Source organism: Roseibium sp. MMSF_3412 (genome assembly GCF_030733265.1).
GTDB lineage: Bacteria > Pseudomonadota > Alphaproteobacteria > Rhizobiales > Stappiaceae > Roseibium.
The window spans coordinates 53,529-66,864 of the sequence record NZ_JASHJI010000021.1 but is presented as its reverse complement, the minus strand read 5'-3'; the positions used below and the strand labels follow the sequence as shown (position 1 = coordinate 66,864).

12 protein-coding genes are annotated in these 13,336 nt (G+C 61.6%); 4 read left to right on the top strand and 8 right to left on the bottom strand.

The window, feature by feature from the left end; translation table 11 throughout:
* Positions 1-6: 6 nt before the first annotated feature.
* Positions 7-2,034 carry a tripartite tricarboxylate transporter permease gene (locus RBB49_RS25605; protein ID WP_306145779.1) on the bottom strand — a complete coding sequence of 676 codons (2,028 nt, stop codon included), beginning with the start codon at positions 2,032-2,034 and terminating at the stop codon, positions 7-9.
* Between the two features lie 69 nt (positions 2,035-2,103).
* A complete protein-coding gene (locus RBB49_RS25600) occupies positions 2,104-3,210 on the bottom strand; it encodes a tricarboxylate transporter (protein WP_306145778.1) in 1,107 nt (368 codons plus the stop codon).
* 126 nt (positions 3,211-3,336) lie between these two features.
* Between RBB49_RS25600 and RBB49_RS25595 the strand changes: the two genes are divergently transcribed.
* Both RBB49_RS25595 and RBB49_RS25590 read left to right on the top strand, forming a co-directional pair.
* Entirely contained in the window at positions 3,337-4,008 is a 672-nt protein-coding gene (locus RBB49_RS25595; protein ID WP_306145777.1) for a response regulator transcription factor, read from the top strand.
* Positions 4,005-5,369 carry a sensor histidine kinase gene (locus tag RBB49_RS25590; protein WP_306145776.1) on the top strand — a complete coding sequence of 455 codons (1,365 nt, stop codon included), beginning with the start codon at positions 4,005-4,007 and terminating at the stop codon, positions 5,367-5,369. The genes RBB49_RS25595 and RBB49_RS25590 overlap by 4 nt, the downstream gene beginning before the upstream one ends.
* Before the next feature lie 34 nt (positions 5,370-5,403).
* Here the strand turns inward: RBB49_RS25590 and RBB49_RS25585 are convergent, their stop codons facing one another.
* Both RBB49_RS25585 and RBB49_RS25580 read right to left on the bottom strand, forming a co-directional pair.
* Positions 5,404-5,964: a luciferase family protein gene (locus tag RBB49_RS25585; RefSeq protein ID WP_306145774.1), complete on the bottom strand. Its 561-nt coding sequence runs from the start codon at positions 5,962-5,964 to the stop codon at positions 5,404-5,406.
* A gap of 21 nt (positions 5,965-5,985) precedes the next feature.
* The gene (locus RBB49_RS25580; RefSeq protein ID WP_306145773.1) at positions 5,986-6,456 is read right to left on the bottom strand and encodes a cytochrome c; all 471 of its coding nucleotides are present in this window, start codon (positions 6,454-6,456) and stop codon (positions 5,986-5,988) included.
* A gap of 97 nt (positions 6,457-6,553) precedes the next feature.
* On the opposite strand from RBB49_RS25580, the gene RBB49_RS25575 reads away from it, so the two are divergent.
* Positions 6,554-7,441 (top strand): LysR family transcriptional regulator, encoded by an 888-nt coding sequence (locus RBB49_RS25575; RefSeq protein ID WP_306145772.1) that lies wholly within the window; start codon positions 6,554-6,556, stop codon positions 7,439-7,441.
* Between the two features lie 25 nt (positions 7,442-7,466).
* Here RBB49_RS25575 and RBB49_RS25570 read toward each other — a convergent pair whose 3' ends face one another.
* Complete coding sequence (locus RBB49_RS25570; RefSeq protein WP_306145771.1) at positions 7,467-8,348, bottom strand: homocysteine S-methyltransferase family protein; 882 nt, start codon at positions 8,346-8,348, stop codon at positions 7,467-7,469.
* 169 nt (positions 8,349-8,517) lie between these two features.
* Positions 8,518-9,057, bottom strand: a complete 540-nt coding sequence (locus tag RBB49_RS25565; RefSeq protein WP_306145770.1) for a LuxR C-terminal-related transcriptional regulator — start codon at positions 9,055-9,057, stop codon at positions 8,518-8,520.
* 221 nt (positions 9,058-9,278) lie between these two features.
* Between RBB49_RS25565 and RBB49_RS25560 the strand changes: the two genes are divergently transcribed.
* Positions 9,279-10,811, top strand: a complete 1,533-nt coding sequence (locus RBB49_RS25560; RefSeq protein ID WP_306145769.1) for a multicopper oxidase family protein — start codon at positions 9,279-9,281, stop codon at positions 10,809-10,811.
* Positions 10,812-10,824: 13 nt separating this feature from the next.
* On the opposite strand, the gene tcuB is transcribed toward RBB49_RS25560, so the two are convergent.
* On the bottom strand, positions 10,825-11,892 hold the full coding sequence (tcuB, locus tag RBB49_RS25555; RefSeq protein ID WP_306145768.1) for a tricarballylate utilization 4Fe-4S protein TcuB: 1,068 nt from the start codon (positions 11,890-11,892) through the stop codon (positions 10,825-10,827).
* Entirely contained in the window at positions 11,882-13,267 is a 1,386-nt protein-coding gene (gene tcuA, locus RBB49_RS25550; RefSeq protein ID WP_306145767.1) for an FAD-dependent tricarballylate dehydrogenase TcuA, read from the bottom strand. The genes tcuB and tcuA overlap by 11 nt, the downstream gene beginning before the upstream one ends.
* Positions 13,268-13,336: the final 69 nt, after the last annotated feature.

Genomic DNA, 13,336 nt, shown 5'->3' with positions numbered 1-13,336 from the left:
GTTGCCTCAGGTCAGCGGCCACGGCAGGGTGACATAGGACTGCAGCAGCCCCGGCGGAAAGTCGCGATTGAGCAGCCAGGCCATGCCGCACATGAAGGCAATGCCGCAGGCGCCGTAACCAAGCGCGTAGGGAAGGCTGCGTTTCGCGCGGTAGTGGATGAATGCCACCAGGAAACCGGCCAGCGCCAGGATGAACCCGATCAGGGACGTCAGGATCAGGAGCCCGGCAAACCAGGCCAGCGTCGACCACAGACCATGCTGATTTCCTTCCGAGTTTCCGGCCTCGCTGTCGCTGAAGAGCGGACTTGTCTCCGAGCTGGTGCGCATCCGGAAGAGCAGGATCACGCAGCCGATGATCGAAACCAGGCCGACGAATTGCGGGAAGACCCGGTCAGCGGAAGCGTAGTCGGGGATCAGCGAGGCGTTGGTGAAGGCAAAGGCGAGGTAAGCCAGGATCGCCAGGAGGAAGATCAGCGGTGCGCGTTTGCTCCCCGTCGGAACGTCGCCTTCTGCACGGATATTCTTGGACTGGCGCAGGCCGATGACGACAGACACAATCGTGATGATGATCAGAACAATCACGATCGGCGAGAAGATGTATTCCATGCCTTCCGCGAAGCCCTTGCGGAAACGCGATGCCGCGATCTGGACCGCCTGGTTGGTATAGGTTTCCGCCGGATTGGAGAGCACGAACCCGATCAGGAAGGCAGGCCGTGACCAGTCGAACCGCCGCATCAGAATACCGAGCAGGCCGATTGCGAACAGCGCCACCAGATCCATCAGGTTCTGACCCGACTGGAATGCGGCGAAGGAAATGATCATGAACAGGAACGGTGCCAGCAGCGCGAACGGAATGGTGGTGAGACGCGCGATTCCGCCGGATCCGAGAATGCAGATGATCGTGCCGACAACGTTGGCAAGCGCGAGCAGCCAGACAATCGCGTAAGTAACGTCGAGATTGTTCTTCAGCATCGATGGCCCGACTTCGATCTGGCCGGACCCGAGCAGGGCGACCGCACCGATGAAGACGGCCATGGAACCGGAACCGGGAATGCCGAACAGAAGGGTCGGGACCAGGCCGCCGCCTTCCTTGGCGTTGTTGGAACTCTCCGGACCGATCACGCCGCGGACATCGCCGCTGCCGAATTTCGACTTGTCCTTGGACGTCTGAACGGTGTGACCGTAGGCGATCCAGTCGACAACGGAACCGCCGAGGCCGGGAATGACACCAACGGTGACGCCAATCAGAGAACAGCGGACGCTGAGCCAGATGTTGGCGAACCAGTCGCGCACACCGTGCAGCCAGCCGCCACCGAGCATGGAGCGTTCCGAAATCGCCCGGTCCTGGCGCAGCAGGGCAACGATCTCGGGGATCGCGAAAATGCCGAGGCCGACGATGACCAGTTTCAAACCGTCGGTCAGATACGGCATGTCATAGGTCGCCATGCGCAGGGCGCCCGCGCTGTCGCCCTCGCCAATGGTTCCGACCATCAGGCCGAGGCCGGCCGCGACGATGCCCTTGATGGCGACCTGTCCGGCCAGAATGCCGACCATCGACAGGCCGAACAGCGTGATCATGAGAAGTTCCGGCGTGCGGAACTCCAGAACGATCGGACGCGCGACAAGAATGAAAACGGTCAGGAAGGCCGCGCCGACCAGGCCGCCGAAAAGCGATGAGGCAAAAGCGGCGGAGAGCGCCCGCGCCGCCTCGCCCTTCTTGGCCAGCGGAAAGCCGTCGAGAACGGTCGCCTGCGAGGCGGAAGATCCAGGAATACCCATCAGGACGGACGCGAATGTGTCCGAGGTGGGAACCACGGCGACCATGCCGATCATCAGGGCGAGGCCGAGCACCGGATCCATGCCGAACATGAACGGCAGCAGCAGGGACAGGCCGGCAATGCCGCCAAGGCCCGGGAAGACCCCGATACAAAGGCCCATCACCACGCCGAGGATCAGGTAGCCGATGACGGCGGGCTGGAAGATCATCGCCGACGCATCGGCGAGCGCAGGTAAAGCGGTGCCAAGAATGTCCACTGGATCGCCCCGGATTTTGTTTTCAGGAAAGAGTGCCCGTCCGGTTGGACCGGACGGGCGGAAGCGCTGTTACTTGAGGGAAACGCCGTAGCGTTCCTGCAGCCAGCCGACCACGAATTCCTTCGCGCTGTCGGGCACTTCGGTTGCGCTCTTGAGCGCGCCGTCAGCCTCGGCGCCCGTCATCTGCGGATACTTGCCGAGCCGTCCTGCGGAGATCTCAGCGAAGTCGCCACGTGCCTTGACCGCGTCAAACGCCTTGGAATAGGTGTCGATCGCGTCCTGGGACGCGCCGTTCGGCAGGAACACCATCTTCTGGGCCGGGAAACCGGCGATGAAGAAGGCCTTCCACGCGTCCCATTTCTCGCCGGACGTTTCGCAGCCCTCGGTCGCCTCGCAGACCTCCTTGAAGGTCGGCATGTCGGGGAATGTCGGGTCGCGGACAATGTTGCCGTCTGCGTCCAGGGCGCCCCAGCTCATCATCGGCACGGCAGTCCCGGCCTCGACCAGCGGCGTCACGCCTTTCAGGTAGGAAGAAGATGTCTGGTAGTCGATGTTGGCTTCACCGCGCTCGAACATCAGGCGGCCGTCGCCACGGCCCTTGATGCCGAAGACGGGCTCGACATTGAGGCCGAGCATTTCCCAGGCCAGAAGCGGTACGAGGTCAAGGCGGGTCGCGCCCTGCGAGCCGTAGATGAAATCGGTCTCCTTGAGCGCGCTGGCATCGTTGCCGCTCATTTTTGAGGCCAGGTCCGGCGGCAGGTAGGCGACACCGCCCGTTCCGGAGGCCAGAACAACGTTCCAGTCCTTGTAGTCATAGCGCACACGCGGGTCGCCGAGCAGGTACGGGAACTGCGTTGACCCGGACGAGCCGAAGATCACCGTGCCTTCGCTGTCGGCGAATTTCTGGTTCTGGAACCAGTTGGCACCCTTGGTGGAACCGGCGCCCGGCATGAATTTAACGACGACGGTCGGCTGCCCCGGAAGCGCTTCGCTCAGGAGCGGCGCATAGAAGTTCGCCCATTTGGCGGACCCGCCGGTTTCGGAGAAGGGAATGACCCATTCGACAGTTTTGCCGGAAAGGTCGAGATCGGCCGCGAGGGCCTGGGCCGGCACGAAGGCACCGGCAGCAAGAGTCACACTCAGCGCCAGCTGGCGCGCAAGCTTTTTCAAAACCATTTTTTCCTCCCAATGGCGCGGGCTGTGTGTTCCCGCAGCCTCACTCTCAGCGCTCGCAAAAGCGACTTGATGCTCGCAGTGTTCCCTGCGAAGCTTGCAACAAGCTTTCATCGAAAAAGAATAAAAATGCGGATCGCACTCGTAGAAGACAATGTCAGCCTGGCAAAGGGGATCGCCTATCAGTTGCGCGATGCCGGCCATTCGGTGGATATCCTGCATGATGGCGATGAGGCGGATGTGTTCCTGAAACAGGAAGCCGGCGATCTCGTCATTCTGGACATCAACTTGCCCGGCAGGAGCGGGCTGGACCTTCTGGCCGGTCTCAGGGAGCGCGACGACCCGAGGCCGGTCATCCTTCTGACCGCCCGCTCCGAAACGGAAGACCGGGTGATGGGCCTGGATGCGGGCGCGGACGACTACCTGGTCAAGCCCTTTGAAATGGAAGAGCTTGCTGCCAGGATCCGCGCGCTTGGCAGGCGCAAGGGTGTCGCGCCGCGCCAGCTCATCGAGATCGGTCCGCTGAAGCTGGACGCAGGTGCGCTGCAATTGCTGGATGGCGCCGAGGCGCTGGAGGTGCCCAGGCGCGAGCTTGCACTGCTTGCCGCGCTGGCGCAGGCCAACGGGCGAACGGTTTCCAAGGCGAGCCTGCTGGATCAGCTTTATGGCGCGGGCAGCGAAACGGATGAAAAAGTCATCGAGGTCTATGCCTCCAGGCTGCGCAAACGCCTCGCCCCTTATGGCGTCAACATCCAGGTTCATCGCGGCATCGGCTATTCCCTTGGCAAGGCGTCCGCATGAAGCGAACCTATTCTCTCCGCCTGCGCCTGACGCTGATCATTCTCGTCCCGCTGCTGTTCGTGGCCAGTGCGACCGGCCTTTGGCAGCTCAACAATGCACGGGTCACCGCCGGCGAAGTCTTCGACAGGAGCCTGCAGTCGGCAGCGCTTGCGGTGGCCAACGATGTTGCGCTGTCCGGCGGCGATGCCCTGGCACCCAGCACGCGCAAGATCCTCTCCGATACGTCGGGAGGACGGGTGTTTTACCATGTCTATGCACCTGACGGTGTCATCGTCACCGGTTATGCAACGCCGCCGGTGGGCATCCCGCTTGCCGATGACGACGAACTCAGTCCGGTCTATTTCAATGCGGAATATCTTGGCAGGGACGTGCGCGGTTTCCGCATGCGGACACGCATGCAGGTCGACGATTTCAGCGGCGTCTTCACGACGACGGTCTGGCAGGACGTCGCCATTCGCGCCACCTTCGTCCAGGACCTGATGCTGCGCTCGCTGGTGACGATCTCCTCCATCATCACGTCTCTTTCGCTGATCGTCTGGTTCGGCATCCGGATCGGATTGCATCCCCTGAACGACCTGCAACAGGCGATCGACCTGCGTTCCGGAGAAGTTCTGAAACCGATTCAAAGACCGGTCCCGGTGGAGGTGGAAGGCATTGTCCGGACGCTCAACCGGTTGCTTGGCCAGGTGTCTGAAGCCATGGCGACGCAGAGCGAATTCATCTCCAATGCCGCGCACCAGCTGCGCAACCCGGTCGCCGGTGTTCTTTCGCTCGCCGAATCCGTCCGATCCGCCCCGAATGAAGTGGCCATGCGTGAACGCGCCGGTGATCTCGTCGACGCCGCGAAGGAAACCAGTCACCTGGCTCAGAAGCTTCTGACTTACGAGCGCACCAAATCGATCAGCCCGGCTTCGGCACGGGAAACGTTTTCGGTCAATGAACTGATCGATGGCGTGACAGCGGATTTTCGCGGCAGAAGCAATGGCGGGCTGGCGCTCACCGCGTCGATGCCGGACAGCGATATCTCTGTCACCGGGGACCGGACGATGATCCGCGAAGCGGTATCCAATCTTGTCGACAATGCCATGAAACATGGCGGCGCAAACCTGTCGGAAATCACCGTTTCGCTTGAGACTGGGCCGGGAGAGGCCACGATAGTCGTCAAGGACAACGGTAAGGGTTTGACCGACGCGCAGATACAGACCGCGCTGCAACGCTTCGGACAGGTTTCAGAACGCAGCGACGGCAGCGGTCTCGGGTTACCGATCGTGGAACGGGTCGCCGATCGGCATGGCGGCGGTTTGAAACTCAGCGGGAAAGGACCCGGTCTCGAGGCGCGATTTACCGTTGCGCGTCAATAGATATGCACGTGATGGAAAGTCTCCTCGCCTGCCTTCAAAGGTCGGCTGCTGTGTGAGCGCGGCCGGTGACAAAATTGTAGCCATCAACGAGAAGCTGAAAAACGATGTCGGTTTCCTCCACCGTGCGCGGCGTATAGAGCAGAACAAAGCCTTCCCAGCCCGGGCGGCTGTTCGCCCAGGGGTGCATGGCCGCCCATCCTGCCTTCACCGCTTCGCGGGCCCGGTCAGGCGGGAGGGACGCGTGCAGGCTGCCATCGGGATGAATATGGGCGAACTCCCGTCCGCCGACGATCGCCTGCGGCCGTGCCAGGTCGACATTCTCGCTCAGCCAGAAACCCTTTGCCCCCGGCAGCGAGATAACCGTGTCGCGGATCTTGACGCCGGGCAGGGTCCCAACGCGCTGCAGCAGGCGGTCTGAAAGGCGGGGAACCGCTTTCGCACCGATCTGGATATGCGGGACGCGGTTGGTGGTGGCCGGCGTTTCCCCGTCCCGCGTCGGCAGCCGCGCCTCTCCGGCGCGGGCTGACACGAGGGCCAGCCCGGCGATCATGAGAACCGCGACCGCGATACGACGCGGCGTGTGCCATGTTTTCATGGATACGCGACTCCGTTTCTTTTATTCCGCTTCCCGGAACTTCGTGTGGCAGTCCTTGCAAGCGCCGCCGATTGCTCCGATATTCGCGCGGACGGCATCGACGCCATCACCGGCGACATTGCTCATGGCGACAGCCGCTGCTGCGAGTTTCTTGTTGATCTCGGCGCTTTCCGGATAGGTCGTCCAGGCCTCGACCTTTGCACGGGTCTTGCCGGGCAGGGCCGTGCTGTCAGACCCCTGCGGCCAGGCCGACCCGTTGTTCATCGTTGCCAGGATCTTGATGTTTTCCGCCGCAATCTGTGCAGCTTCCGCGTTATACTCGATGTCCCCTTTTGCCATGGCGCCCAACTGACCCAGGTTCCAGGCATAGAGCGCCATGACGGCCTTGCGTGCCTTGATGGCGTTGTCGAAATGTCCGTCCGCGACGGACGTTCCCATACCGGCAACGAAGACAAACACGAGTGAGCAGAAAATCTTCAACCCGTTTCTCATAAGCCTCTCCTCTCATGTGCAGAATTGAACACCTGATAAGTCTCATGATCTAATGCGCTGATAAATTCTCTAAATTGCGACAAAAGGCTGTGCGCACATGCACAAACTCAGATGGGACGATCTTCAATTTGTCCACGCGGTTGCCGAACAGGGGTCGCTTTCGGCAGCCTCGCGCGCGCTCGGCGTGAATCACGCGACCGTCCTCAGGCGGATCGCCTTGCTGGAAGCCTCCTGCGAGGTCAAGCTGTTCGACAGACAAAAGGACGGGTATCGGCTTCGGCCCGAAGGCCGGGCGCTTCTGGCATCGCTCAAGCTCATGGACCATGCCTCGGCGAGAATCAGGAGAAGCCTGGATTCGACCGCAAAGGGCATCGAGGGCACATTTCGTCTTGCCACGACGGACACGATTGCCTGCCTGCTTCTGCCTGAACATCTGGAAAACCTTCGAAAGGTGCACCCGAACGTCAATATCGAGGTTGCCGTTTCGAACGATCCGATCGACCTGTCGCTTTCCGGTGCGGAAATCCTTGTCAGGCCCGGCCCGGATCTGCCTCCGGAACTGAGCGGGCTCAAAGTCGGAACCGTCGATTTCGGCGTCTTTGGTTCACGGGACTACCTTGCCCGCAACAGGGACCGCGCCATCACGGAGCACAAGTGGCTTGGCACCGCGCCTGGCTTCGCCGGATCAACGGTCGGTGAATGGCAACTCTCCACCATGGAAAACCGCTTCGAGTTCTCGGCGGACAGTTTCCTCATGCTGGCGGCGCTGGCGGAGAAGGGGCTCGGTCTTGCCATGTTGCCGGTCTTCGTCGCGCAAAAATCCGGTCAGCTTGTCGCGTTCGGCGACCTTGCCGGACGACCCGAGACGGGTCTCTGGGTGGCAACGCACAAGGATTTCCGGCAGCAGCGGGACATCGAGGTGCTGCTTGAGTTCTTTGCAGGTGCCTTGCGCCGCGACTTAGGGGAAGGCGGGCCGGTCTCCTGAACGCGCGGGGGTCGCGCTTTCGCGATCAGCCGAAACGCCGGGCAAGTTCGCGGATATGAGCCGGCCCGACTTCGCAGCATCCGCCGATGATCGTCGCGCCGGACGCGACCCATCCGCCGACATGATCGGCATAGGCATCCGGCGTGAGGTCGACACGCGATGTCAATTTTGTCACCGCGCTGCCGGCGGACAGGAATTCCTTGCTGATCCCGGTGAAGCCGTTGGCGTAGCCCCCCGTCGGCAGGTCTGTCTCCGGCATGGCGTTCAATCCGGCGGCCACCGCCTCGGGTATCGAGCAGTTCATGAGAATGGCCTGCGGGCCAAGCGCGGCAACTTCGGCCACGGCGTCCGCAAGGCTTTCCCCCGAGCGCAGCCTGGTGCCGTCGGCATCGTCGACCGTTAAACCGATCCAGACCGGCTTTCCGTGACCGAGCGCACCTTTGACGGACGCCCTTGCCTGTTCGATCGACGCGATCGTCTCGATCAGGTAGGAATCCACGAAGTCCGCCTGGATACGGCAGATTTCCGCGTAAAGCTCGATGGACTCATCTTCCGGAGGCGCGCCGTCATGGCTGTAGGACCAGCCGAGCGGACCGACGGACCCGACCACCGAGCCGGACCCGTTTGCATCGCGCGAGCGGCAAGCGATTTCACAGGCCTGCTGCTGCAGCTTTTCGAACTGGTCCTCAATCCCGTTCGGGCGCAGGCGGTCGCGATGGATCGCATAGGTGTTCGCCGTTGCCACATGAGCGCCGGCGGCGAAGTAGGAATCGTGGATCTCGCCGACAAGGTCGGGCCGCTCCATCATGATCCGCGTTGACCAGAGCCCTGTCGGTTCCAGCCCGCTCAGGCGGACAAGCTCCTGGCCCATGCCGCCGTCGAGAATTGTTATTGTTTGCGTTTCCACCAAAGCACCCGGAGTTCTGTTTGTTCTGTTGACGATCCCGGCACTGCAAGACGGCAGAATAGCGCGCCGCGTCGCCGGTCTCGTTTCCAAGCGTTCGGGGGTTATATCTCGCTTCCAGGGCCTGACAAGGCCAAGACCCGACGTTTTCAGGTCGCGAAGCGTCTCTTGTTCACTCGACCTGAGCCGGTAACGGATCCAGCATGTCTTCGAAGAACCAGGCGGTCAGCTCGTTGCGGCTGGAAACACCGGCTTTCCTGTAGACTGTGGAGGCCTGCTGGCGGACCGTCTTTTCACGGGTGTCCCTGAGCCCCGCGATTTCCCGGAACGTAAGGCCCTTCAGCATTCCGATCACCACATCCTGCTCGCTGGCCGTCAGGTTCCAGGCATCGAACTGCTTTTGCATGACCGCGCGATACTGTCCGGCAAGCTCAACCGATCGGGAATCGAACCGCGCCAGTTGACCGCGCGCCTTTTCAAGCTGTCCGCTCAGCTCCCGGAGTGTTTTCTGCTGGTTATGGCGATCATACAGAAAGGCACCCAGGACCAGCGCGCTGATGACAAGTCTGGCAAGATCGTCCCCCATGGACCCGAGCGTTTCGCCAGCGCGGAATTCGTTGAAGACCTCAACGACGCTTGTGGCAAACACGATCAGAACGAACATGGCAAAAAAGGTGCGCCAATTCCAAAACGGTCCGTTCGTATCCAGCATGAAGTCTTTCCCTGTCTTGTGTGCGGCCGGCACCCTGGCGCCCGGTTGAGGCACCCGAATTGACCTTATGTCCCATAGCCGGGACGGTCGATCCGGCATTTGTCCGATGGACGCAGACGCATGTGTTTCCCATTCACATCTACATCGAGTTTTTGCGCGCTGTCTCGCCGATATGAGTGGGGAGCGCACCCGCACCGTATCTGTTGATTTGGAGATCAGAAATGTCGCTCAAATTGTCCCGGCGTCAATTCCTCGCAGGCGGCCTGTCGCTTACGGGTGTCTGCCTCGCAGGACCGTCATGGTCGAACACGGCCCGGCCCTCCCTGCCGATACCGCCTCTTGCGGACGGCACCAACGGCGAGCCGGTGGATCTGACCATTCGCACCGGTCTGTGGTCTTTCAAGCCGGGCGTCATGACACCGACACTCGGCATCAGCCAGGACTATCTGGGTCCGACCATTCGCACGCGGCGGAACACGGAACTCAACCTCAACTATCACAACACATTGAACGAAGGTGTTTCCATCCACGGCCATGGGCTGCATGTTCCCGGGAATGTGGATGGAGGACCGCAGCTGGAAATGCCTCCCGGCGAAAGCTGGCAGCCAACCCTTTCGATCGTGCAGCCGGCAGCGACATGCTGGTACCATTCCCATACCCACGGAAAAACCGGACCCCAGACCTACAGGGGCCTCGCCGGCATGATCATCATCGATGATGATGACGCTGTCTCGAAGGAACTCCCGAACCGCTACGGTCTCGACGATCTTCCGGTCATCATTCAGGACAGAACCTTCGATGCGGCGGGCGGGCTGGTCTATTCGCTTGAAGAGGCCGGGGAAGACGGCTGGTTCGGCGACACGGCGGTCATCAACGGTGCGCTGTCGCCGGTTGCCGAAGTTCCGGCGGGCAAGGTCCGTCTCCGGATACTCAACGGGGCGAATGCGCGGTTTTACATCCTGGCATTCGCCGACAACCGGATGTTCCACAAGATTGCCAGCGATGGCGGCCTCCTGGAATCACCCGTGCCGATGACGACAATGGAAATGTCTCCCGGTGAACGGTGCGAGATCATCGTGGACCTGTCTGAAGACACGTCCGCCGAACTGCTGACATTCTTCGAGGACGATATCGACGAGGAAGGTGAGGGGATCATTTCGGGCCTGGTGGGCCTCGTCACCGGACCCGGTCAATCATCCGCTCCCGCATCGTTGCTCCTGAAAGTCGACAGGACGCTGGTCGCCCATCGCGCGCCCGTTCCGGAGCGGTTGGCAACGATCGAGCGTCCGGACGCCAGCGAGATCAGAAAGACACGCGAGTTCGTTCTGGAGATGGATCATGGCGACGGGGAGAGCACCCATGCCGGGCACACGGGTGGCCACGGCGCCCATGCCGGCCATGGCGCAATGAGCATGACGATCAACGGTGCGGTGATGGACATGGGCGTCATCAACGAGCGCGTCGAACGCGGTGTCTGGGAACGCTGGCGCATTCGCTCCGATCAAGGGGCGCACCCGTTCCATGTGCACGGCTGTTCGTTCCTGGTCGAACAGATGGAGGGGGCTGCCGTGACGCCGGATCAAGCCGGCTGGAAGGACACGGTGGTGCTGGACGACGATGGCTGGTCCGAGATCGTCGTCCGGTTCGATCACCTTGCGAGTGAAGATTTCCCTTACATGTATCACTGCCACATTCTGGAGCATGAAGATCAGGGCATGATGGGTCAGTTCACGGTCACCGACACAACCGGATAACGTCTGGCTGGGTTTATCCGGCCGACTTGCGCTGTTCATCGCGCACAAGCGCCGCGAGGCGGTAAAAGCCGTGGGCCATCTTGGTGTAGGGCGTCAGCAGGAAGAAGCTGAGCACCGAACCGAGGTGGATGGCCAGAAGCGCGGGCATGGCCGCCGTGCTGCCGAGCGCGTAAAGCGCAAGCCCGGAGAGCGCGACCAGGAACAGGAGCACGATAAAGCCCATCTCGCCGCCCCAGGCGGACGGAGCTCCGAGGGACCGTTCGGCCTTGAGCTTGAGCGACGCGAGCATGACTGTTCCGATCACCATCAGGATGCCGCCCGGAATGCCCAGAAGCTTCGGCAGCGACCACAACGGGTAAGGGGCGGGCATGTCGAAGACATAGTGAAGGATCGTTCCGGCGGATGTTGAGGCGAAACAGAGCAGGAAACCGTACATCACCGCCTGGTGTGCGTGCCGGCGCGCCTGGCTGAACCGGTCCTCGTCCTCGAAATTGCAGCCGTCGCCATGCCCGCCCGCCAGGTTCTTCATCTTCGCGGCGGACCCGAACGCGCCCGCGATCTGGCTGAGCGTGATCGTCTTTCCGCCGGTTTCCTGCCAGTAGCGCCTGAGGCTGACGGCGATGCTGGCCAACGGGAACAGGAAGGCCGGCAGGAAGATCGCGACCATGGCGGAGTGGGACAGAACCGCGTAAAAGCCCTCGCCGCCGGCAGAACCGAGCGCACGGAACGCCAGGAACAGCAGCGCAAATCCAAGGATCGTCGCAAGTGCGATCATCACACCGCTTTTCTGAAACCGCCGTGCCACGGGGGCCGGCCAGGCGAAGTTCTCCCAACTGTCCTGGCGCACTTCCGCAAGGGCTTTCGGCAGGTTGAGATCGAATTCGTGCGGGGCCGTGTACTGGCACGCATAGTAGCAGCCCCGGCAATTGTGGCAGAGATTGGCCAGCTGGGTCAGGTTGGCATCGGAAAAGAAGCGTTCCTGGTGCAGCGCCGGGAACACCGAGCAGTAGCCTTCGCAATAGCGGCAGGCATTGCAGATTTCCGCCTGACGGCGGGCTTCCTGGAGCAGATCAGTTTGCATGATTGGCAGCCTCCCGGCCTGCGATGCGTCCGAACACGGTTCCGATGGTCATGCCGAAACCGGCAAGATAGCCCTGCCCGAGAATCGACCCGGCCATGGTTTCCCCGGCCGCCCACAGGTTCCGGATCGGGCCGCTTGCCGTGCTGCACTGGGCGTTTTCATCGACCTTCAGGCCAAGATAGGTGAAGGTGACGCCCGTCCTCAGGCTGTAGCCGTAAAAAGGCGGTTCATTGATCGGGCGCGCCCAGTTGGTCTTTGGAATGTTGATCCCGCTGGTTTTGACACCGTCCAGCTCGGTCGGATGAAAGTTAGATGTATCGCCGCACGCTGCGTTGAACGTCTTTACGGTCTCGACCAGCTTAACGGGCGGCAGCCCCATCTTGTCGGCCAACTCCTCCAGCGTATCCGCCTTGATCGGGGGGAAGACCGACGGCATGAACAGTTCCAGCGACTTGGAATCGATGATCACATAACCGACCTGGTCCGGTTGGTTGGCAACCAGACGTCCCCAGATGGCATAGCGCTTCGGCCAGACGTCTTCGCCCTCGTCGTAGAAGCGATCCGCCTCCTTGTTGACGACGATGGAAAACGGAACGCAGTCCAGCCGCGTGACGATACCGCCGTCGAATTTCGGGGCGCGGCCATCGATCGCAACCGCGTGGCACTGGGTCGGATCGCCGACCGACTGGACGCCCTGATCGAGAAGGTCCGCCAGAACGACGCCACGGTTGTAGGGCGTTCCGCGGATGAGGAAGTTCTTCGCCGCCGGACCCCAGGCGCGGGTGAGCCACTCGGTATCCGCCTGGAAGCCGCCGGAAGCGACAATCACGGCGCTGGGCTCAAGCTGTTTTGTTTCGCCTTCATGCGTGTAGTCGATCCGCACGATCGTATCGCCGTCTAGCTCCAGATGCGTGACATTGGCTTCGTAGAGAACCGAAACGCCAAGCTTTTCGGCGGTGCGGTAGTAGGCGTTGACCAGCGACTTGCCACCACCCATGAAAAACGCATTGGTGCGGGCCAGCGAAAGCGTACCGGACAGGGATGGCTGAAAGCGAACGCCATGCTCCTCCATCCAGGGCAGGCATTCCTCGGACGTGCGGATCGCCAGTCTTGCAAGCGTCTCGTCGGTCTTGCCGTCGGTGACTTTCAAGAGATCGTCGAAATACTCGTCCTCGCTGTAGTCATCGACCAGCGGGCCAAGCGGGGCGGAATGCATGCATCTGAAGTTTCTGGTATGGCGGGAATTGCCGCCGCGATAGGCTTTCGGCGCGGTCTCGAGGATAACGACCTTCGCGCCTTTTTCCGCAGCCGTCATGGCCGCGCAAAGGGCGGCGTTGCCGCCGCCGATGATGGCGATATCGTATGGGCTGGTCATGATGCGTTTCCTCTCGGTGGCCTCATACCAGCGCGCCGATTATTTTGACAAATGTTGCTTTTTGAACGA